This is a genomic window from Ensifer sp. R-19, assembly GCF_049905105.1.
GTDB lineage: Bacteria > Pseudomonadota > Alphaproteobacteria > Rhizobiales > Rhizobiaceae > Ensifer.
Window position 1 is genome coordinate 1 of sequence record NZ_CP184570.1, and the last position, 21,375, is coordinate 21,375.

Below are 21,375 nucleotides of genomic sequence, written 5' to 3' on the forward strand. Positions count from 1 at the left end.
ATGAAACGCACCTTAGCCCTGGCCCTCTGCCTGGGGCTCGGCATCGCGGCTGCGCCCGCTATGGCCGAGACCAAAAACCCCGGCACTTTCGTCTTCATGTGGACCGACGACATACAGTCGTTCGACCCAGCCTATATTGCCAACACGCCGAGCTCCTACGGCTCGCTCAATATCTACAGCCGCCTGTTGAACTTCAACGGCTCGAAGATTTCCGAGTTCGTGCCGTCGCTCTCGACGGAGGTGCCGTCGCTGGAGAACGGCCTCATCAAGCAAGGCACTGACGGCTCCGTCAGCTACACCTTTCCGATCCGCAAGGGCGTTTTCACCCACAAGGTCGGCATCAAGGGCGCCGACGGCAAAGTCACCTGGGAATATTACGACAAGCTGACGGACGCGCAAAAGGCGACGATCGAGCCGGGTTACGGCCAGATTACGCCAGAGGACGTGCGCTATTCGCTGCTGCGCGCCATCCTTCAGGGGCAGTCGTGGATGTCGAACGCGATCACCGAGGTGATCACCGCTGGCAAATACACCGACATCGCCAAGTGGGTAGAGACCGAAGGTGAGGTCAAATCCATCAACGACGCCAGCCCCGAGGTTTTACGCAAGGTCTATGATCAACTCGCGTCGCAGATCGTCGTCGATGGCGACAACGTCACGCTCAAGCTGCCAAAGTCGTTTCCGGCAACGCTTGGCGTGATCGCGCTGCCTTTCGGCACCTCGGTTCTCGACAAGGAATGGGTCGCTTCCGTCGGCGGCTGGGATGGCTCTGGCGACACCTGGAAGGCTCATTACCGTCCGGAACTCGGCGCCAATCCGCTGTTCGCCGAAGAAAACGGCACCGGCCCCTTCATGCTCGAGGAATGGGATCGCACCGACCGGCGCATCACCCTGAAGCGCTTCGACAATTATTTCATGGGGCCGGCCAAGCTCGAGCGCGTGGTCATGCGCACGGTGCCGGAATGGACGACGCGGCGTCTGCAACTGCTGTCCGGCGACGCCGATTTCGTCACGGCCCCCGTCGAGTTCATCGACGAGCTCAGCAAGACCGAGGGCGTCAAAGTCATCGACGGCCTGCAGAAAGTGTTCTCGCGCGGCATCTTCTTCGCCTGGCCACTCGATGACAACGACAACCCGGCTATCGGCAGTGGCAAACTGGACGGTGCCGGCATCCCGCCGGACTTCTTCGCAGACATCGACGTGCGCAAGGGCTTCAACTACGCCCAGAACTACGATGCGCTGCTGAACCAGGTGCTGCTCGGCAAGACGGTGCAGTCGCGCGGGCCGACAGTGCGCGGCATCATGGGCTATCGCCCGGACTCGCCTGTTTACAGCTACGATCCCGCCAAGGCCGAGGAACACTTTAAGAAGGCGTTCGGCGGCAAGCTCTGGGATACCGGCTTTACCTTCACGGCCTATGTGACCGAAGGCTACCCGCAGCTGACCGCAGCGCTCTCGGCCTTGCAGCAGGGCCTTTCGCGCATCAATCCGAAGTTCAAGATGCAGATCCAGGCGCTGCCATGGGCATCCGTTTCGGACAAGCTCAACAACCGCGAAAAGCCGGCAGCACCCTTGACCGTAATGGGCTGGGGTCCGGACTATTCCGATCCGGGCGGTCCGCTCGGCGCTGCCAGCTACTATCTCTCGCCCACGGGCCTCGTCGGCGGCATGGTCGGCCAAGGTTACCGCGACCTGATGGCCGAGAAATTCAAGCCGCTGCTCGACGAAGCCTGGGCCTCGGTCGATCCCGCCGTGCGCGAGCCGATCTACGCCAAGCTGCAGGAAATGTCGTACGATTACGCCACCACCCAGTTCCTCTGGGAGGACTTCGGCTACGTCGTCACCCGCAGCAATATCGATGGCTATGTCGACAACATGATCCTCTACGGCGCCTGGGACTTCTACCCGGTCACCAAGGCCAACTACTGATTGGCGAGTGCGCGTCGGGCGGTAAACCGCCCGACGCGCACCTGTTTCATTCTCCCTGAAATCGGAACGTATGAACCGTGCTGAACTATGCACTCAGACGACTGATGATGCTGCCGATCGTCCTCTTCGCACTGTCGTTGATGATCTTCGCGCTGCAGATGTCGCTTTCGCCGACCCAGAGACTGGCGGCCTATGCGCCGTCGCCCGATTATCTCAAGGGTGGTCAGGAGAGCATCCGCAGGATGATCGAGCAGTATGGGCTCAATGATCCCACCTACATCCAGTATGGCCGCTGGATCGGCGGTGTGCTCAGCGGCAATCTCGGCTGGTCGGAAACCGCCCGTCAGCCGGTGTCGACGGCGCTGATGTCGCTGTTTCCGGCAACACTGGAACTGGTGGTGCTCGCCTTCGTTCCCTGCCTGCTGCTCGCCGTCTTCCTCGGTTCGCGCGCCGGCATCTATCTCAACCGCTGGCCGGACCACGTCATCCGCATCTTCACGATTCTCGGCTGGTCTTTCCCGGTTTACGTCTTCGGCCTGTTGATGCTGTTGATCTTCTATTCGGCGCTTGACTGGTTCCCACCCGGCCGGCTCAGCCAATGGGCCCAGACCGTGGTCAGCTCCAGCGACTTCGTCCGCTACACCGGCGCCAACACCGTCGACGCATTGCTGAACGGCAATCTGGCGATCTTCGCCGATGCGCTTCGCCACCTCGCAGCACCCGTCATCACGCTGACCTATGTCAACGTCGCCAGCATGACGCGGGTGATGCGCACCTCGATGCTGGAAACGCTGCGACAGGATTATGTGCGCACCGCCCGTGCCAAGGGTCTGCCGCGCCGCGTCGTCGAATTGCATCACGCCAGGCGCAACGCACTTCTGCCGCTTGCGACCATCGCCGGCATGGAACTGGCCGTAATGATGGGTGGCGTCGTCATCACCGAGACCATCTTCGATTATGCCGGACTCGGCCAGTTCGCCGCCAAGACCGCCGCCAATCTCGATTTTCCTGCCGTTCTCGGCTTCGGCCTCTATTTTGCGGTTGTCCTGGTGCTGATGAACCTGATCGTCGACCTCATCTATCCGTTGCTCGATCCGAGGGTGAAGACGCAATGAAGTTTCTTCGTTACCTCGCACGAAATCCGGTGTCCCTGTTCGGCGTCGTGATCCTCACCGCCTTCGTGCTGATCGCCGTTTTCGCGCCGGTCCTGGCGCCGCCGCAAAGCTTCCAGCTTTCCCCCTACGACACGCCGCGCGCCGGCTTCCTGGCAACGCCGCAGCCACCGTCGCCGGAGGCCGTTTTCGGCACCACGCAGGGCCAGTACGACATCTTCTACGGTGTAGTTTGGGGCACGCGCACGGCATTCAAGATCGGGCTCGGGGTCGTCGCGATCTCGGTGCTGATCGGCACGGTCGTCGGTGCAGTCGCCGCCTATTACGGCGCGGTCGTCGAGGAAGTGCTGATGCGCATCGTCGACGTGTTCATGGCCGTGCCCTTCCTGATTGCTGCCATGGTGCTGACGGCGCTGCTCGGCAAGGGCATCGTGCCGATCACCATTGCGCTGACGACGTTCGGCTGGATGAGTTATGCCCGCATCGTGCGAAGCGAGATCCTGAGGATCCGCGAGATGGACTATATCCATGCCGCCCGCAGTTACGGCGCCAGCGATCTCAGGCTGATCGTGCTGCATATCCTGCCCAACGCCATGTTCCCGGTGCTGGTTCTGGCGACGATGGCGACCGGCTCTATGGTGCTGTCGGCCTCGGCGCTCAGCTTCCTCGGTGTCGGTACCGAAGAAGGCTACGCCGACTGGGGGCAGTTCATCGCCTATTCGCGCAACTGGATCGTCGGCCAGCCCGGCAACCCCTTCCAGTTCTGGTACACGCTGGCCTTCCCCGGCGCTGCCGTCTTCCTTTTCGTGCTGTCGTGGAACCTGGTCGGCGATGCGCTGCGCGACATGCTCGACCCCCGTCACGCCCATTGAGACCCAATGCCTTTAAGGTCCCCCAATCCCTTTAAGATCAAAGGAGCATTTTCCATGTCCTCTCTGTCTGCTGCTGCCATCGAGCTTTTCGAGGATCTGATCCGATACGAGGTCGAGGACAAGGCGATCCCGTCGATCTCCTACGCCCTCGTTGATCGAGATGGCGTGCTCGCCGAGGGCCATGTCCAGCGCCATGACCGCCATTTCGACATGGGCAAGGACACCTGCTTCCGCATCGGCTCGATCACCAAGACCTTCACCTCGCTGGCAATCATGCAGTTGGTTGAAAAGGGCCTGGTCGATATCGATATCGACGTCTCGACCTATCTGCCGGGGTTCAAGCCGATAAATCCGTTCGCCGGCGCTGAAGGCGGGCCACACGGTTCGGTCATCAGCCTGCGCAAGCTGATGACCCATACGGCCGGTCTCGTGCGCGAGCCGAAGAGCGGCCACTATCTCGACGCCACCCGGCCGCCGCTCGAAGATACCGTTAACGAGCTCGCGAGCTCGATCCTGAAGCAAGATCCGAGCCTTGGGGTGATGCACTATTCCAACGCCGGCATCGCGGTCGTCGGCCGGGTGATCGAGACGGTGACCGGCCAGAGCTATTCCGACTATGTCGCCGCCAATATCCTGAAGCCGCTCGGCATGGACAACTCCTCCTGCGGCATGGCGCCCGGCATTCGCGAGCGGCTCGCGCCTGCCGACATGTGGACGCTCGACGGCGACACTCCGGCCCCGGTCTTCAGCCTCGGCGGATCTCCGGCCGGCAACATCTTCTCCACCACCGGTGACATGGCGCGTTACGCGCAGTGCCTGCTGCGTGGCGGCTTCGACGCAGAGGGCAATTCCATCATCTCGCCAGCCTCGCTGCGCGAGATGTGGACGCCGTTCGGCAAGCGTCCGGCCGGCCACGACAGGACGCTCAACGGCTATGGCCTGTGCTTTGGTTCCGGCGACGTCGATGGCTGGACCTCCGTCGGCCACGGTGGTGCCGTCTACGGCTACGCCTCACAGATGATGCTTCTGCCTGCCGCCGGCGTCGGGGTGCTGATCTTCGCTACCCTTGATTTCGCCAACCAGATCGCCTCGCGGCTTGGGGTGGACGGCGTGCGCATCGTCCTTGCAGAGCGCAAGATGGGCAAGATGCCGGAGCGCGTGCAGCGTCCTCCGGAGATCTCCGAAGCGCAGTTCAAGACCCTGCCAGGCTATTATCGCGACGACGCCACGCAGGAGATCGTCGAGGTCAAATCCAAGGACGGCAAGATCTATCTGATGGGCGAGGGCGTGCCGCACCAGATCCGCCCGATCGCCGGCAACGATTTCGTCATCGACGGCCGTATCTACGGCCGCGGCGCGGACTACGCCCACATGAACCTCTCCTTCCCCGAAGCCGGCAAGCTCATCTGGAAGGATGCGAGTTGGACACGCATCGAGGCACCTGATGATGAGACCGTTCCCGACGGGATCGCGCCGCATCTCGGCGAATACGGACCGGATTTCAACATCACCTACCTGACCTACAGCCATGGCGGGCTGAAGTGCCTGATTGAATATTTCTGCACCCACACTTGCGAGCCGGTCGAGGAAGGCCGCTTCCGCATGCATGGACGGCTTTACGAAGACGAGATCCTCGAGCTCGACGCCGTCGACGACAACGGCAAGCGCGGCATCCGCGTCGGGCCGATGTTCCTGGAGCGGCGCAGCCCATCCCAGGCGGAAGCGGCGTGACCCGGACCATGGCCGCTCCGATCAAGATGGAGTCACCCTTGGGTGCCCGCATGTTCATCGGCGGGCGCGAGGTCGACTACTATTGCGGCACGTCCTACTTCTGCCTGCACGGCCACCCGGAGGTGATAGAGGCGGCCTGCGATGCGACCAGACAGTACGGCATGGGGCCTGGAACGCTCGCCCATATGCAGGTCTATGCCGACCTGCAGGAGCGGCTGCGTGACTGGTTCGGCACGGAAGAGGTCGTCTACATGATCTCCGGCTACACCAGCCCGATGGTGCTGCTGCAGGGCTTGCGCGACGATTTCGACGTGATCCTGATGGATTCGGCGACGCACTACAGCACCCGCGACGCAATCCCGACGCTCGGCAAGCGGATCCATGAATTTCGCCATGCCGACCCGGACGATCTGGCCGCGCAATTGTCGCAGCATGTGAAACCGGGCGAGCGGCCGGCGGTGCTGACGGATGGCGTTTTTCCGTCCTCGGGCAAGTTGGCGCCGCTTGCAGATTTCCGGCAAGCGATGGCCTCCTATGATGGCGCATTGCTCTGCATCGACGATTCCCACGGCGTTGGCGTCCTTGGCGAGACCGGCCGCGGATCGCTGCAACATGCGGGGCTCGAAGGCGAGGGCAACTATCTTGCCGGTACGATGAGCAAGGCATTCGGTGCGCTTGGCGGCATCGTCCCTGGGGATGCGGGTCTTGCCGCGAAGATCGCGGGCAATGCCATGATCATGCGTGGTGCCTCGCCGGCGCCTCCGGGTCTTGCGGCCGCCGCCGCCGCATCGTTGCGGGTTCTGCAAACGACGCCGGAAAAGCGTGCCAATCTCATCCGCAACGTCAAGCATATGCGCAGCGGGCTGCGGGCACTGGGTTTCGAAGTCGTTGACACGCCAGTGCCGATCGTCACCATCAAGGGCGTCACCGACCTCGAGCAATTGCGCGATCGTCTTGCGGAGCGCGACATCATCGTCAGGGTGCAGCAGCCCGGCGGCTATTCCGATGCGTCAGACGTCTCGACCATGCGGCTTGCGGTGTTTTCCGAGCACACGCCTCACCAGATCGACCGGCTCCTACAGTCGATGGCCGAGCTTCTTTAAACCTGAGAGGCAGCGCCGCGGCCGATGATGGGTTCGGCGAGAGCTCGGCCGTCTACCGACCGGGCGTCGACGGAGCGCGGACGTCTGTACGTGAGGGGTGAATACATAAGTAATTGAAATATTAGGCGGGGCGCTATCCGCATGAGTTCTCCGGCGGCCAGCGCCAGCGCATCGGCATCGCCCGCGCGCTGATCCTCGAGCCTAGCCGGTGGAGCGGCCAGGGGGTCTTGTTCGAAAATAGACGTGGTGTCGATATGAAAACGACTGCCCGCGCGATCCGGACGGGATAAATAGACGTAGAATTTCTGGAAACTGGGATGAACCAATGGACCGCATGCCGAAGATCGCCGTGATCATGGATGAGAACACCAGTTCAGGTGGCGGACGCTATGATACCTCGAAGAATTACTTCTCTGCGATCCGCCGCGCCGGCGCTTTTGCCTTCGGCATCCCGTACATTCCTGATCTGGTTGACCAGGTCGTCGAGGAGTTTGACGGGTTCCTGAGCGTCGGTGGCCGTATCAACTTTCCGAAAGACTGGTACGTCGATGGAGACCAATCCCAGTATCCGCCATCTGATCGTCTTGCCGTCGATATGGCGTTGATGGAAGGGTTCCTCGCGCGCGAAAAACCTGTGCTTGGCATCTGCAATGGCATGCAAATGCTTGGGTGTCTCAACGGCTGCCGGATGGTCTCGGATGTCCATTCGTCGTGGCCGGAAGCCCTCAATCATGACCAGGCAAATGTGTCGCATGACGTTCGCGTCGTCGCCGGCACCAGAATGGCTGAAATCTTCGGCGCCGACACATTCGCTGTGAACACGTTTCATCGAGAGGCGATTGTGGAGGTATCCGGCGCCGTGACCGTCACGGCCCGAGCATCCGATGGAGTCGTCGAAGCGATCGAGATCGGCTCGCAGTCTTTTGCCATGGGGCTGCAATGGCACCCGGAATTGCTGGACGCCGAAAGCCATCCGGGCGCTCGCGTATTTGACGCGTTTGTGGAAGCTGCAAGCCGCTCATCCCGTTAAGAGGGCAAAACGACACTGCATCGCGAGGGTAGGCTTCTATTGGCGCGCTCAGTTATTGTGGCCGCTGTAGCGTAGCAGTTCCGGAACACGCAGAGCCAAGATCGCAAGTGAAATGGCCAACAGCGTCCCGCTGATCAGCGCCACATTGGCAATGCCGATGATTTCTGCCGCCGAGCCGAGCAGCAGGCTCGAAACCGGCATCACGCCGATGGTCAATTCCTGGATGCCCATCACGCGTCCCTGCACGTGCGGTTCGGTCATCATGAGCATGAGCGTGGTCTGCAGGATGCCGAACGGTGACGCCGACAGTCCGATGAGCCCCATGAGAACAAACGATAGGGGCACCGAGGACGACAAGGCGAAGGTCGCCCATAGGGCTCCCCAGATCGCCGTGCCAATCAGGAAAAGGCCGCCCTTGTAGCGGAAGTCTCCGAGACTGGCGATGACAAGAGCCCCGGCCAGGCTGCCGGTACCGGCGCATGTTAGTAACAGGCCGAGCCCCTGAGGCGTCAGGCCCAGATGTTCCTTGGCGATTACCGGCATGAAGCCCTGGTAGATCGGCCACAACAGAATATTGGCCAGGAACGTGACGGCCAGGACAGACCGGAGGAGGACGTTCCCGGAGATGGTGCGAAAGCCTGCCGCGACAAGGCTCGCGAAGCTTTCTTCTCGATCTGGTTGCCGGCTGCTCTTCAGGTTCCTCATCGGCCAGAGCGCAACGAACGAAATGAGATACCAGCAGGCGGAGATGGCGAGCGCCGATGCAGCGCCGAATGCTAGGATCATCGTTCCTCCGAGCGCCGGCCCGATCATCTGCGTCAAGCTCAGGACAAGCGAGTTCAGAGCATTCGCGTTGCTGAGCTTCTCGCGATCGACGAGATCGGCGACCAGCGCGAAACGTGCCGGCTGGGATGGGGATTGCGCCAGGCCAATGCAGAAGCCCCCAAAGACCAGGCCCCAGAAGGATATTTTGTCCAGTGCTACGAGAAGCGCAATCACGCTGAGGACGGCAAAGGCCCAGCCGGACGCAGCCAAAAGCAGCCGGGGCCGGTCGAAGCGGTCCGAGATCACGCCCGCGAGGGGACCAAGCATCATCGGTCCCAGCCTTGCCGCTGTGAAGAGGGCGACGGAAAACTCCGAGCGGGTGGTCTCAAACACCAGCCAGCCGAGCACGAGCGTCTGCGTCCAGAGGCCCCCGAAAAAGAAAAGGTTGGATATCCAGAGCCTTCGATACCCTGGATAAAGGAGAAGAGATGACGCGATCCTGGCCAGGAAACCGACGCGAAGCGCGCATGTGGAGGCGCGCTCGCCTGGGATCGTGTCGGAACGGGCTGCGCTGTCCAGTTCTTGCGTCATCACATTGCACCTTTCCAGGCGGCTGTTCGCCCTCGGGCTAGCCGCCTTTCGAGAGGCAGCTGCTCGTTGCGGCGTCTGGGGTGCCAATGCGATGTTCGCCGCTGCCGCATTGGGCAATTCGCGACCGGAGCGCGCGACATGGCCTCGCCTATAGGGATGTATTCGGCTGTTCGGAAATTAAGAAAACCGATGGAAACCATTGCGTTAGCGAATGGACCGGGGTGCGAGATGCAGGAACCGATTTTCCGTTCCAAACGCGACGATCCTTCATGAACTCGTCGGGCGCATACCTGGCGCGCTCCAGGGCTTCTAGGGTAGGTTCGGATGGAGGCTGGCCATCGTTCCGCAGCGAAGCCTGTACTTTTCCCTTTGCATGCAGATTGTATACAAGATAATAAATGCAACGCATTCAATCTTGGTTTGACGCGTGATCTGGACCGCCTGGTGATCGCATGGTGCGGCGATCCGCCGTCATCCTCGCCGCAATCGGCTCCAGCACATTTCGGGGGACGAATGAACCGCTATCCCATGTTCAATCCCCAGCTGTTGCTGAGCTTTGTGGCCATTTGCGAAAGCAACAGCTTCACCCGCGCAGCCGAGCGGGTGAACCTTTCCCAATCGACAGTCAGCCAGCAAATTCGCCGACTGGAGGAAATGCTCGGGAAGGCGCTTTTCGAACGCTCGTCACATCAGGTGCAACTGACGGAGGAAGGGGTCAAGTTGCTGAGCTATGCGCGTCGCATCATCGCGCTGAACGAAGAGGCGCATGACGCCTTGGCGGGCCCATGGCGCGACGGCGTGCTGCGCTTGGGAATGCCCGAGGATTTCATGGTGCCGACGGCCGATCTGCTGGCGGCTTTCAATAGCCAGCATCCGCACCTGCGGCTGGACGTGACGAGCGGTCTCAGCGCCGATCTGCAACTCGCCTATCGGGACGGGGAGCTCGACCTTATTCTCGTCAAGCAGCGCCGCAAGCAACAGCCGCGCGCGGCAAGGCCGGAACCGTTGCTGTGGCTGGACAGCCTCGTGCGCCCGGCGATCGAACAGGTGCCGGTGCCTTTGGCTGTGTTCCCGCTGAACGGCCTCTACCGCGACGAATTATGTCAGGCGCTCGATACTCTCGGCATCCGCTGGCGTCAGTCTCTTGCCTGCGAGCTGCCGTCTGCCTTCCCACCGCGTGCTGGGCGCTGCCGAGCGTCTGCCATCCGTCGATGACTTTGAACTGGCGCTGTTTTACCGCGACGATGCTAGCCCCGCAGCACTGGCGCTGGCGGAACGCCTCATCGAGTACTGTGACCTGCGGAGGTAGCGACAGAGGGGAGGCGTCCACCCCTTTGTTATTCACGATCGCTGCGTGGTCGCCCGCTTGCATTGGCAAATCGAATAGCCAGCATTGGTAAATGTCGCTGCCATGCGGTGGCGCCGTTCGGTAGATTGGCGGCCCTAACCCAATCCATGATGAGGCAACGCAACAATGTTGGAACAGATGCTACGGCAAAGCCGCAGAACCTTTCTCAGCCGGACCGGGGCGCTGACCACGGCGTGCGCTGTCGCCGGGTTGTCTGGCGGAGCGGTTCGCGAGGCATCGGCCAGCGCGGGTGAGAGCGCTGGCGAGACGAACACCAAGACGCTCGCGGATCGCCACTACATCCTGACCGGCGTGCGATTGGAGGAGGGGTTCGAGTATGACGGCGATGTCGTCGTCGCCACACGGACTGCGCTCTACGCGTTGGAGATCAAGGACGGCGCGATCGTCGCCTTGCACGCGGAAAATGCGAACCTGCCCGAAGGTGTGCTGCGCTATCAGGCGCACGGCCAACTGTTGCTGCCGTCGATGCGCGATATGCACATCCATCTCGATAAGACGTTTTATGGTGGCCCATGGCAGGCGCCGCGCCCGCGTCAGGGCAAAACCATCATGGATATGATCGCGCTCGAGGAGAAGCTGCTTCCTCAGTTGCTGCCGACCTCGCGCGAGCGCGCCGAGGGCCTGATCGCGCTGCTGCAGTCCAAGGGAAGCACGGTCGCTCGCAGCCATTGCAACATCGACCCGGTCAGCGGTCTCAAAAGCCTGGAGCACCTGCAGCAGGCGTTGGAAAACCATCGTGATGATTTCGTGTGCGAAATCGTCGCCTTCCCCCAGCACGGCCTGCTTCACTCCAAGGTTGATGGCCTGATGCGTGAAGCCATGCAGATGGGCGTTCAGTATGTCGGCGGCCTGGATCCGACGAATGTCGACGGCGCCATGGAAAAGTCACTCGACGCCATGTTCCAGATCGCGCTGGATACCGGCAAGGGTGTGGACATTCATCTGCATGAAACGAGCCCCGCCGGCGTGGCGGCGGTCAACTACATGATCGATACGGTGGAGAAGAATCCCGCTCTGCGCGGCAAAGTCACGATCAGCCACGCCTTCGCACTGACGACACTTGCTCCGGAGGTGCTGGAGGAGACGGCGTCGCGCCTGGCGGAACAGAAGATCTCGATTGCCTCGACGGTGCCGATCGGTGGACTGATGATGCCCTTGCCGCAGCTCGCCCAGAAGGGGGTCTTCGTCATGACCGGAACCGACAGCGTCATCGACCACTGGTCGCCATTCGGCAGCGGAGACATGCTGGAAAAGGCATATCTCTACGCGCAGCTTTATCGTGGTTCGGACGAATTCCGTCTGTCCCGGTCCATGTCTATCGCCACCGGTGGCATTCTGCCCCTCGACGACAAGGGCAAACGCGCTTGGCCAAATGCCGGCGATGAGGCCTCGTTCACGCTCGTCGGAGCGAGCTGCTCGGCAGAGGCGGTGGCCCGGATGCCCGCCAGGACTGCGACCTTCCACAAGGGGCGTCTCGTGTCGGGTGGGGTCGGCGAAGCCTGATAGAGCTTGAACTGCACCGACGTTCGTCATCACGAGCCGGCAGTCTGCCTCGTGCCGAACGTCGAAGTGTTACAAGGTTGGTAGCGCGGGTGTCCAAGAAATGGCTCCCGCCCCGACTGTCGCACTAGGCTCCCGGTTACCTTCCGGGAGTGCCGCGTTACGCCTAGGCAAGGCCTTCCGCGACAGCGTAGGCGGACAGCACTTCCTTGATGTTTCTGTCTCCGTCGGTCGGAAGCAAAGCCCGGGTCGTCACCGAATCGAGGTGATGCGCCATGAGGGCTGCCGCCTCGTCGGTTTTGCCGGCAATCAATTTGTCCAGAAGCTCCTGGTGCTCCGATACGGCGCATTCCGAAGAATGCGGTCGGCCATAGAGTGCAAGGATCAGGGAACTGCGGGCGACCAGTTCGTTCACGTAGCGGATGAGGCTGGCGTTGTTCGTCATCTGTGCAAGGAGTGTATGGAATTCGCCCGCCAGACGGATCGACGGAGCACGCTCCTTCTTTGCCGCTTCCTCGGCAGCGATATGAGACGAGAGAATGCCGATTTGCTCGCTCGTCAACTTTCCCGAAAGCGTCTCGACCACCAGCCGTTCCAGCGCCATTCGGGTCAGGAACAGATTGCGCCCTTCCTCAAGGGTCGGCCGCGCGACCACGGCGCCCCTGTTCGGCCGCAACTCCACTAGCCCTTCCTCGCTGAGGCGAACCAGCGCCTCGCGCACCAGGGTCCGGCTGACACCCAACCTTTCGCCGATTGAATCTTCCGGCAGCTTCGATCCTGGAGACAGCGCCTGATCAAGGATTGCGCGTTTCAGGACGCGATGAACGGCCTGAGCGCGGCCGCCGCCGCCTTCGCTCTCTTTCTTTGCCATACTGGTCACTCCAAGCCGTAGCAATTGTCTCCTCGAATTGCATACAAAACGGCGAGATGTCTAGTGATTTGGCATCGACCCGAGGCAACAGCGGTGGCCGCAGAACGAAAAGGCCTGTCGCCAGGTGATGCCTCTTATGTTCTGGCCGAGTTCGCTAGCAAGATGCTGATCAGCCCGCACGAGGCGGGCCAAGGGTCGAAACCCTTCGAGAGAGCAATATTTCGCTCAGATCGGTGACTCCATGGCTTGTGCGTAGCGTGACGGGTTGAAGCGCGTATAGAGGAAGAAAACGCCGACGACGCCGACGAAATGCAACGTCCATCCAGGGGCGAAGCTGCCGCTGATGTCGTGCAGAAATGCCGTGGCGAAGGGGCCGAGTGACGCGATCAGGAAGCCGCCGCCCTGCATCAATGCTACCAGCACGCCGGCTTCTTCCGGCCGCGGCAGATGATCGAGGGCGGTGACGATCGCCAGCGAGAAGCTGCTGCCGAGGCCGGCACCGCACAGGCCGACCCAGATCGCGGGCACCGCCTGGGGCAGGAACGCAAGACCGGCAAAACCGATCGCCTGCATCGCCAGCGTCAGGCGCAGGAACGCACGGCGATCGATGCTGCGGCGGGCCAAGACCGGCAGGGCGAGGGCGGCAGCCGCCTGACAGATCGCCATCAGCGCTACGAGATTGCCGCTGGCTCCGCTGCTCCAGCCGAGAGACTGGTAATAGGAGGCGAGCCAGGCGACGGCCGAAGAGTAGCCGGCGTTGACCAGGCCGAAGGCGAGAATGAGCGTCCAGGTCCGGGGCCGGCGGAGCAGCCGGCCGGTGAGCGCCTTGTCCGGGCGATCGCTGCGCGAATCCGACAGGATCAGCCACGCGGCACCGAGAGCAACAAGCGCCGGTGCCGCAAGCCAGGCAAGAGCCGGACGCCAGCCGTAACCGGCGCTGACGAGGAATGGCGTCAGCCGCGCGCCCAAAGCCCCGCCGCCCATCAGGACGGCGGAATAGAGGCCGGTGACCACGGGTATGCTGCGCGGAAACTCCGCCTTGATGATCCCCGGGAAAGCCGCCTGGATAAAGGCGACGCCGGCGCCGCAAAGGGCGGCCGTCATCACCAACGCTATGCCGCCCGGTGCGACGAGCCGAAGCAGGGAACCGGCCGCCAGCACAACGAGAGCGATGAGAATGCCGCGCCGCGTGCCGATCAAGGCCTGCAGCGACGGGGATACGAAGGCACCGACCCCCATGAGCATCATCGGCAACAATGTCAGCAGGGCCAGGCTGCCATATCCCATGCCGGTATCGGCGACGATCTCGGACAGCACGGGCCCCGGAGCGGTGAGAAATGGCCGCAGATTGACGGCGACCAGCACGACGAGAATGAGCAGCATCCATTGGCGGCCCGTCGTGGGCTGGGTTGATTTGGGCATGATCGGGTATTTCCTTTACGTCTTCTTCTTGTTTGTGGCCCGAAGAGGCACTTGTGCGGTGGCGCGTCAGTCATTCGCGATGGGAGGCCCCCCAAGGTCACCAGCGCAAGCCGGGACAGTGGCGGGCCAAAAAGGATGTCGGCGACAGGTCCCCAATGGCGTTGGGGTTTGGCCGGCGCGGAAAGGCGGCAAAGGCCTTGCGATCCACGCTTACGCCGAAGCCAGTTCCCGCCCCATGATGCGCTCGACCGAGGGGGCAAGGCGGAGAAGCTCGCGGGTATATTCGTGTTTGGGCGCGGTGAAGAGGGTTTCGGTATCGGCAAGCTCGACGATCTCTCCAGCCTTCATCACGGCGACGCGGTCGCACATCTGGCGGATCACCGCGAGGTCGTGGCTGATGAACAGCATGGAGAGCCCGGCGAGATCACGCAGATCTTTCAGGAGGTTGAGAAGCTGTGCCTGCACCGAGACGTCCAGCGCTGAGGTCGGCTCGTCGCAAATGAGCAGCGACGGGCGCGGACCCAGAGCGCGGGCAATGGCGATGCGCTGGCGCTGGCCGCCGGAGAAGGCGTGCGCGAAGCGTGCGCCGGCATCGGCGGGAAGGCCGACCGCTTCGAGCAATGTCTTTGCGTCCCGCCTGGCTTCATCCGCATTCGAGGCCAGTTTGTAGAACAGGATCGGTTCCGCAATGGCGGCGTTGATCCGCAGGCGCGGATTGAGCGCAGAATAGGGATCCTGGAACACCATCTGCAGGGACTGGCGGATCGATTTTTCACGTCGGCCGCCAAGCGCCGTGCCCTCGAAATCGATGGAGCCTGCGCTCTGGGTGACAAGACCAGCGATGGTGTTGGCAACGGTGGTCTTGCCGCAGCCGGATTCGCCGACGAGGCCGAAAATCTCGCCGCGCCGGACATCGAAGGACACGCCCTTGACGGCCTTGAAGACCGATGTCTTGCGAAGCAATCCGCGGCCGCCGTATTCCACGGCAAGGTCGCGCACCGAGAGCACCACCTCGTCGCGACTGCCGGTCTCGCTCTTCGCACTCTTGCGGCGCACCGTGGCGCGCGCGTCAAGCGTTACCTTCGTTTCTTCGCTCGGCACGGGCAGACGCTCGAGCCGCGTATCGATGGGCGGCACGGCCGCGATCAGTGTGCGGGCATAGGGCGCCTTGGGTGCCGTCAACACCTCGCGCGTCGGGCCGCTTTCCACGACCGCACCGTTCTGCATGATGGTGACGCGGTCGGCAATCTCGGCGACGACGCCCATATTGTGGGTGACGAGCAGCACGCCGACGCCCCGCTGGTCGGCAAGATCCCGGATGAGCTTGAGGATCTGCGCCTGCACCGAGACGTCGAGTGCTGTCGTCGGCTCGTCGGCCACGATAAGCTGCGGATTGCAGGCGAGTGCTGTGGCGATGACCACCCGCTGGCGCTGTCCGCCGGAAAGCTGGTGCGGATAGCTGCCGAGCCGACGCTCGGGCTCCGGGATGCCGACGGCCTTCATCAACTCCAGTGCGCGGGCCTTCGCCTCCCTTGAGGAGAGCTTCAGATGCGTGAGCATGCCTTCGCACAGCTGGCTTTCCACCGTGAAGAGCGGGTTGAGGCTCGTCATCGGATCCTGGAAGATCGCGCCGACGTCGCGCCCGGGCACGATGCCTTCGGTGCGGCCGGTGCGCAGGTTGATCTCCTTGCCGGCAATGACGATCGAACCGGCGGCGATCTTGCCGGGGGCCTGCAAGAGACCCATCAGCGCATTGCCGACGGTGGTCTTGCCGGCGCCGGATTCGCCGACGAGAGCGTGGATTTCTCCGGGCCGGATCGTGAGATCGATGTCCTTGACGGCGACAAGCGTGTCGCCGTTGGCCAGCGGATACTCGACACGGAGATTGCGGATATCGAGGACGGGGCGCGTTGTTTCGGTCATCTCATCGAGCCATCAGTTTCGGGTTGAAGTGGTCGCGCAGATAGTCGCCAATCACGTTGACGGCCAGCACGAGGATGACCAGCACTGTCGCCGGCATCACTGCGATCCACCAGAGACCGGAGAACAGGAACTGGTTGCCGATGCGGATCAGTGTGCCGAGCGAAGGATAGGTCGGCGGCATGCCTGCGCCGAGGAAGGAGAGTGTTGCCTCCGTCAGGATCGCGCCGGCGAGGTTGATGGTGGCGATGACCATCACCGAGCTCAAGATGTTCGGCAGGATGTGTCGGCCCATGATGCGGGTGGATGGCAGGCCGATGACCTTGGCGGCGCGCACATAGTCTCGCGCGATCTCCACCATGGTCGAGGCGCGTACGGTTCGCGCGTATTGCACCCATTCGTTGATGGCGATGGAGAAGATCAGCACCAGCGGCGCCCAGGCGAGCATCATCTCGGCGCTGAGCTGGGCGCGGGCAATGCCGCTGATGAGCAGTGCGACGAGGATGGTCGGGAAGCTGACAAAGATATCGGCGATCCGCATCACGATGCTATCGACCACGCCGCCGAAGAAGCCGGCGACGAGGCCGAGCACGACGCCGAGCACGGCCGCAAAGACCACTGCGCCGAGGCCGATGACGACGGAGATCCTCAAGCCGAACAGGATGACCGAGACAAGGTCGCGGCCCTGGTTGTCGGTGCCGAGCAGGAAGCGGGAATCGCCGCCCTCCATGAAGGCTGGCGGAATTTCCATGTCCATCAGCGAATAGGAGGCGACGTCGCGCGGGTCCATCGGTGCGATCAGCGGCGCGAAGATGACGAGGACCAGCATGACGACGAGCACCAGGCTGGCGATGACAACGGAAACCGGCGGAAGTCGGCGCATCAGGGATTGCGTAGCCATTATCGTGTCCTCAGGCGCGGATCGATGAAGGTGTAGAGAATGTCGACGATCATGTTGATCATGACGAACAGGAAGCCCACGAAGAGAAGGTAGGCGGCCAGCACCGGCACGTCGGGATAGCCGACGGCGTTCGTGAACAGCAGGCCCATGCCCGGCCATTGGAACACCGTCTCGGTGACGATCGCGAATGCGATGAGTTGCCCGATCTGCAGGCCCGTGACGGTGACGACCGGCATCAATGCGTTGCGCAGCGCGAGCCGTCCATAGATGTAGGTCCGCGGCAGGCCGCGTGCGAAGGCGAAGCGGATGTAGTCCGACGACAAGACGTCGATCATTTCCGAGCGCACCAGCCGCATGATCAGCGTGAGCTGGAACAATGCCAGCGTGATCGAGGGCAGGATCAGCGACTTCAGGCCCGAGAGCGAGAGAAAGCCGGTCTGCCAGAATCCGATATCGACGAGATCTCCGCGTCCGGAGGATGGCAACCATCGCAGGTTCACTGCGAAAACCAGGATCAGCAGCAGGCCTGTGACGAAGGTGGGCATGGAAATGCCGACAAGCGTCGCTGACTGGGTCAGCCGAGAGAAAAAGGCGTGCGGCTTCAGCGCGCAGAGCACCCCGAGCGGAATGCCGAGCGACAGTGCCAGCACGGTGGCAACGATCACCAGTTCCAGCGTGGCGGGAAGGCGGCTGAGCAACAGGGTCGTCACGGGCTGCTGGTAGCGATAGCTCGTGCCGAGGTCGCCGGTCAGAACCTGACCCACAAATTTGACGAATTGAGCCAAGACCGGCTTGTCGAGACCGAGCGCGACGCGCACTGCGTCCTTTTCCGCCTGGGTTGCACCCTCGCGAACCATTGAGGCGACTGGATCGCCGACGAAACGGAACATGACGAAGGCGATGGCCGTCACCGCGACCATCACGAGGATGGCCTGAAGCAGCCTGACTGAAAGAAGTCTGATCATCGGATAGTCCTTACGGGGAGCGATCTTGCCCTAAGGGCGGCCGCCGGGCTTATGCGCTCCCGCATCCTCCGTGCCGTCGCCGGTTCTGGAGGGGTTGACCCGGTTTGCGGTCCAGTCCCGGCTTGCTTTCGCTTGCCGGGACTGGCCTTGGGAGAGTCCCGATTACTTCTTGATCTGCGCGAACCACGGACGGACATATTCGTCCGGGAACTGCGGCATGTCGACCTTGCTGCTCATCGCCCATGCGACCGGCTGCTGATGCAGCGGCAGGTAGAGGACCTGGTCATGGGTGATGCGGAACGCCTGCTTCAGATCCTCGACGCGCTTGGTTTCGTCGAGTTCCGTCGACGCAGCATAGGCGAGCTTGTCGATCTCGGGATTGGAGAGCCCATCGGCGTTGCTGCCGCCGAAGGTGCCGTCATTGGTGGCGAGCAGCGCTTGCAGCGGGCTGAAACCGTCCATCGGCGGCAACGAAGCCCAGCCGAGAAGATAGACATCGAACTCGCCCTTGTCGGTCCGTGGGAAATAGGTCGTCTTGCTCTCGACGCTCACATTGGCCTGGACGCCGATCTGCGCCCACATGGAGGCAACGGCAAGGCAGATCTGTTCGTCAGCGATATAGCGGTCGTTCGGGCAGGCGAGGCCGGTCTTGAAGCCGTCCGGATAGCCGGCTTCCGCCAGCAGCGCCTTGGCCTTGGCGACGTCGTAAGGCAGCGGTACATCGATGTCCTCGTCGTAGCCGGTCACTGCCGGTGCGACGAGCATGCCGGCCGTGCGGGACTTGCCGCGCATCAGGCGCTTCTGGATCGTGTTGGTGTCGATCGCGTGCCACAGTGCCTGGCGCACGCGCACATCGCGCAGCGGATTGGGTTGGCCTGGAGTTGCATGCAGTTCCGGCCGGTAGCTGAAGACGAAGAATATGGTACGCAGCGACGGGTTTTCGACGACCTTCAGACCGTCGGTGGCCGCAATGCGGTCGACGTCCTGCAGCGGAACCGGCGCAATCATGTCGACCTCACCTGACAGCAAGGCCGCGACGCGGGTCGCGTCGGAGGCAATCGGACGGAATTCTACCTCGTCCAGATTATGCTGCGGCTTGTCCCACCACTCCTTGTTCACTTCGAAGACCGAGCGCGAGTCCGGCTCGTAGGCCTTCAGCTTGAACGCGCCCGTGCCGTTGGCATGGTTGCTGGCATAGGTGACGACGCCGGTCGAAGCATTGCCCGGCTTCAGTGCGTCGTGCTCCTCCATCCAGGGCTTGCTCATGATGTAGATGGCGGCAAGATCGTTGAGGAGCAGCGGGTAAGGTGCGCGCAGGATGAGGTCGACGGTATACTCGTCCACCTTCTCGACACCGACAACGGTGGAGAGGTTTTCGCGGTTGCGCGCGCCGGGATCGATCTGGCGCTGGATCGTTGCCACCACGTCGTCGGCGTTGAAGGGCTGGCCCTCATGAAACTTCACGCCTTGGCGTAGCTTGAAGCGCCAGCGCGTCGGCTCGACGACTTCCCAGGACGTGGCAAGCGCCGGCTCCAGCTTCAGATCCTTGTTGCGGCGCACCAGAGGATCGAAAACCATGTGGTGAACGCTCTGGGTGAAACTGTCGACCTGAGCGTTCGGGTCGTAGGAAATGACATCGCCGGATGAGGCCCACCGCAGCGTTTCGGCAAATGCGGGCGCAGACAGCGGCGCCAGAAGGGCGAGTCCCGTCAGAAGGGTCTTTATAGAGGTTTTCACTGGTTTCTCCCGTTTAACGTATACATATTGTCTTTGCTATTGGATACGAATGTTCCCAAAAATAGTGTACATCTGATGCAAACAATATCAAGATGGCGAAAGTCGATTTGGCAGCGCTTTGTCAAAAAAGAACGCCAAACCCGGCAGCCGGAGAGGGAAACGTCCATGACGAACGCACTACTGATTGAAAATGCCACGATCATCACGATGGATCCGGGACGGCGGGTTCTCGATCGCGGCCATATCCTGGTTGAGAATGGAAGCATCGCCGCCATCGGTGACGGAAGCCTTGTCGGAAAAACGCATGCGGAGCGTATCGACGCGGCCGGCATGGTCGCGATGCCCGGATTGATCGACACGCACGCCCATGCCGGACATATGCTGACCAAGGGGCTGGGCAGTGAAGCCGAGGATTGGATGTCCGTGACCGGCCGTATCTACGCAACCGCGACAGATGCTGAATTCTGGGCGGCGGAGGCGGCGCTGTCGGCCGCCGAGAGGATCAAATGCGGTACGACGACCGCGGCGCTGCTGTTGGGCGGCGGCCCGGATATCATGCGCAGCGAGGCGCCGGAGGCGGCCGAAGCGCACCTCGCCTCGGTTGCCGCCATGGGCGTGCGGGAGGTTCTGGCAGTGGGGCCGAACCGTCCAGGACAGGATCATGTGTATCGCCAGTATACGCCGACGGCCCACAGCGACATCGTCGTCGACCCGGACCGGCAAATCGACGTGGCCACGGAGTTGGTCGATGCTTGGGCGGGACGTGACGAGCGGCTACAGGTCGTCTTTTCCCTGCCGGTATTCGATGAGCAGGAACTGCGCGATGAAACGGTATACAGAATTGCATGCAAGGTCCGAGATCGTGCGCGGGAAAGAGAATGCCTCCTGGTACAGGATGGACACCGCGACGGGTCCATCGCCGCCAACGACGTGCGCCTCGGCCTGTTTGACGAGCGATCGCTGCTTGCCCATTGCATAGACCTGACCGAGGGCGACCGCGCAGTCCTGAAACGAACCGGTGCCAAGGTCGCACACAATCCCAGTGCATTGATGTCGGTTTACGGTCGCTGCCCGGCGCCGGAACTGATGGCGGACGGCGTCACGGTTTCCCTCGGCACCGATGCCGCGGCACCCGATAGGCCTTTCGACATGTTTCGCAATCTGTTCCAGGCGCACCGTTACCACGCGCGCCATTTCGCGGACGATGCCGTGTTGCCGCCGCTGCAGCTGCTTGAGATGGCGACGATCGAGGGCGCGCGCGCGCTGATGATGGAGCATGAACTCGGTTCGCTCGAGGCCGGCAAGCGCGCCGATATCCTCCTCGTAAACATGCGTCAGCCCCATCTCTGGCCGCCGCACGATCCGGTGCAACGCCTTGCGCGCTTCGCCAACGGGGCCGACGTGGACACGACCATCGTCGGTGGACGGGTGCTGATGCGCGGGAGGCGCCTTGTTGGTCAGGACGAAGACGCGATCCTGGATCGCGCCTTGCGCGCCTTTGATCTCGCGATGGCTCGTGCCGGACTAAGCGAGCGTCGTTAAGCATTGGGACAAACG

16 protein-coding genes are annotated in these 21,375 nt (G+C 62.3%); 9 read left to right on the plus strand and 7 right to left on the minus strand.

What is annotated here, in order from left to right:
* From ACN9MO_RS19420 to ACN9MO_RS19445, 6 genes are all read left to right on the plus strand, one after another.
* Positions 1-1,929: an ABC transporter substrate-binding protein gene (locus ACN9MO_RS19420; protein ID WP_113737333.1), complete on the plus strand. Its 1,929-nt coding sequence runs from the start codon at positions 1-3 to the stop codon at positions 1,927-1,929.
* Between the two features lie 77 nt (positions 1,930-2,006).
* Positions 2,007-3,044: an ABC transporter permease gene (locus ACN9MO_RS19425; protein WP_245296089.1), complete on the plus strand. Its 1,038-nt coding sequence runs from the start codon at positions 2,007-2,009 to the stop codon at positions 3,042-3,044.
* On the plus strand, positions 3,041-3,913 hold the full coding sequence (locus ACN9MO_RS19430) for an ABC transporter permease (protein WP_113133033.1): 873 nt from the start codon (positions 3,041-3,043) through the stop codon (positions 3,911-3,913). The genes ACN9MO_RS19425 and ACN9MO_RS19430 overlap by 4 nt, the downstream gene beginning before the upstream one ends.
* Before the next feature lie 54 nt (positions 3,914-3,967).
* Entirely contained in the window at positions 3,968-5,644 is a 1,677-nt protein-coding gene (locus tag ACN9MO_RS19435; protein WP_113133034.1) for a serine hydrolase domain-containing protein, read from the plus strand.
* Positions 5,641-6,747 carry an aminotransferase class I/II-fold pyridoxal phosphate-dependent enzyme gene (locus ACN9MO_RS19440; protein ID WP_309140471.1) on the plus strand — a complete coding sequence of 369 codons (1,107 nt, stop codon included), beginning with the start codon at positions 5,641-5,643 and terminating at the stop codon, positions 6,745-6,747. Before ACN9MO_RS19435 ends, ACN9MO_RS19440 begins: the two co-directional genes overlap by 4 nt.
* 325 nt (positions 6,748-7,072) lie before the next feature.
* The gene (locus ACN9MO_RS19445) at positions 7,073-7,777 is read left to right on the plus strand and encodes a gamma-glutamyl-gamma-aminobutyrate hydrolase family protein (protein WP_113133036.1); all 705 of its coding nucleotides are present in this window, start codon (positions 7,073-7,075) and stop codon (positions 7,775-7,777) included.
* A gap of 48 nt (positions 7,778-7,825) precedes the next feature.
* On the opposite strand, the gene ACN9MO_RS19450 is transcribed toward ACN9MO_RS19445, so the two are convergent.
* Positions 7,826-9,133 carry an MFS transporter gene (locus tag ACN9MO_RS19450; RefSeq protein WP_113133037.1) on the minus strand — a complete coding sequence of 436 codons (1,308 nt, stop codon included), beginning with the start codon at positions 9,131-9,133 and terminating at the stop codon, positions 7,826-7,828.
* Positions 9,134-9,646: 513 nt separating this feature from the next.
* Between ACN9MO_RS19450 and ACN9MO_RS19455 the strand changes: the two genes are divergently transcribed.
* Positions 9,647-10,348, plus strand: coding sequence for a LysR family transcriptional regulator (locus tag ACN9MO_RS19455; RefSeq protein ID WP_255571522.1), 702 nt, complete (start codon positions 9,647-9,649; stop codon positions 10,346-10,348).
* 259 nt (positions 10,349-10,607) lie between these two features.
* Entirely contained in the window at positions 10,608-12,005 is a 1,398-nt protein-coding gene (locus ACN9MO_RS19460) for an amidohydrolase family protein (RefSeq protein WP_197423438.1), read from the plus strand.
* A 163-nt stretch (positions 12,006-12,168) separates the two neighbouring features.
* Here the strand turns inward: ACN9MO_RS19460 and ACN9MO_RS19465 are convergent, their stop codons facing one another.
* The 6 genes from ACN9MO_RS19465 to ACN9MO_RS19490 form a co-directional block, all read right to left on the minus strand.
* Positions 12,169-12,873: a GntR family transcriptional regulator gene (locus ACN9MO_RS19465; RefSeq protein ID WP_057249807.1), complete on the minus strand. Its 705-nt coding sequence runs from the start codon at positions 12,871-12,873 to the stop codon at positions 12,169-12,171.
* A gap of 225 nt (positions 12,874-13,098) precedes the next feature.
* Entirely contained in the window at positions 13,099-14,295 is a 1,197-nt protein-coding gene (locus tag ACN9MO_RS19470; RefSeq protein WP_113133038.1) for a cyanate transporter, read from the minus strand.
* A 210-nt stretch (positions 14,296-14,505) separates the two neighbouring features.
* Positions 14,506-16,218: a dipeptide ABC transporter ATP-binding protein gene (locus ACN9MO_RS19475; protein ID WP_113133039.1), complete on the minus strand. Its 1,713-nt coding sequence runs from the start codon at positions 16,216-16,218 to the stop codon at positions 14,506-14,508.
* Between the two features lies 1 nt (position 16,219).
* Positions 16,220-17,116, minus strand: coding sequence for an ABC transporter permease (locus ACN9MO_RS19480; RefSeq protein WP_113133040.1), 897 nt, complete (start codon positions 17,114-17,116; stop codon positions 16,220-16,222).
* Entirely contained in the window at positions 17,116-18,081 is a 966-nt protein-coding gene (locus tag ACN9MO_RS19485; protein WP_057249798.1) for an ABC transporter permease, read from the minus strand. The genes ACN9MO_RS19480 and ACN9MO_RS19485 overlap by 1 nt, the downstream gene beginning before the upstream one ends.
* A 162-nt stretch (positions 18,082-18,243) precedes the next feature.
* Complete coding sequence (locus ACN9MO_RS19490; protein WP_113133041.1) at positions 18,244-19,818, minus strand: ABC transporter substrate-binding protein; 1,575 nt, start codon at positions 19,816-19,818, stop codon at positions 18,244-18,246.
* Between the two features lie 165 nt (positions 19,819-19,983).
* On the opposite strand from ACN9MO_RS19490, the gene ACN9MO_RS19495 reads away from it, so the two are divergent.
* Positions 19,984-21,360, plus strand: coding sequence for an amidohydrolase family protein (locus ACN9MO_RS19495; protein ID WP_425988288.1), 1,377 nt, complete (start codon positions 19,984-19,986; stop codon positions 21,358-21,360).
* The last annotated feature ends 15 nt before the right edge of the window (positions 21,361-21,375 follow it).

What these genes read in the sequence shown, in the direction of transcription:
- ACN9MO_RS19420 (WP_113737333.1), top strand. Translation starts at nt 1, where the DNA reads ATGAAACGCACCTTAGCCCTGGCCCTCTGCCTGGGGCTCGGCATCGCG.
- ACN9MO_RS19430 (WP_113133033.1), top strand. Translation starts at nt 3,041, where the DNA reads ATGAAGTTTCTTCGTTACCTCGCACGAAATCCGGTGTCCCTGTTCGGC.
- ACN9MO_RS19435 (WP_113133034.1), top strand. Translation starts at nt 3,968, where the DNA reads ATGTCCTCTCTGTCTGCTGCTGCCATCGAGCTTTTCGAGGATCTGATC.
- ACN9MO_RS19445 (WP_113133036.1), top strand. Translation starts at nt 7,073, where the DNA reads ATGGACCGCATGCCGAAGATCGCCGTGATCATGGATGAGAACACCAGT.
- ACN9MO_RS19450 (WP_113133037.1), bottom strand. Translation starts at nt 9,133, where the DNA reads ATGACGCAAGAACTGGACAGCGCAGCCCGTTCCGACACGATCCCAGGC.
- ACN9MO_RS19455 (WP_255571522.1), top strand. Translation starts at nt 9,647, where the DNA reads ATGAACCGCTATCCCATGTTCAATCCCCAGCTGTTGCTGAGCTTTGTG.
- ACN9MO_RS19460 (WP_197423438.1), top strand. Translation starts at nt 10,608, where the DNA reads ATGTTGGAACAGATGCTACGGCAAAGCCGCAGAACCTTTCTCAGCCGG.
- ACN9MO_RS19465 (WP_057249807.1), bottom strand. Translation starts at nt 12,873, where the DNA reads ATGGCAAAGAAAGAGAGCGAAGGCGGCGGCGGCCGCGCTCAGGCCGTT.
- ACN9MO_RS19470 (WP_113133038.1), bottom strand. Translation starts at nt 14,295, where the DNA reads ATGCCCAAATCAACCCAGCCCACGACGGGCCGCCAATGGATGCTGCTC.
- ACN9MO_RS19475 (WP_113133039.1), bottom strand. Translation starts at nt 16,218, where the DNA reads ATGACCGAAACAACGCGCCCCGTCCTCGATATCCGCAATCTCCGTGTC.
- ACN9MO_RS19480 (WP_113133040.1), bottom strand. Translation starts at nt 17,116, where the DNA reads ATGGCTACGCAATCCCTGATGCGCCGACTTCCGCCGGTTTCCGTTGTC.
- ACN9MO_RS19485 (WP_057249798.1), bottom strand. Translation starts at nt 18,081, where the DNA reads ATGATCAGACTTCTTTCAGTCAGGCTGCTTCAGGCCATCCTCGTGATG.
- ACN9MO_RS19495 (WP_425988288.1), top strand. Translation starts at nt 19,984, where the DNA reads ATGACGAACGCACTACTGATTGAAAATGCCACGATCATCACGATGGAT.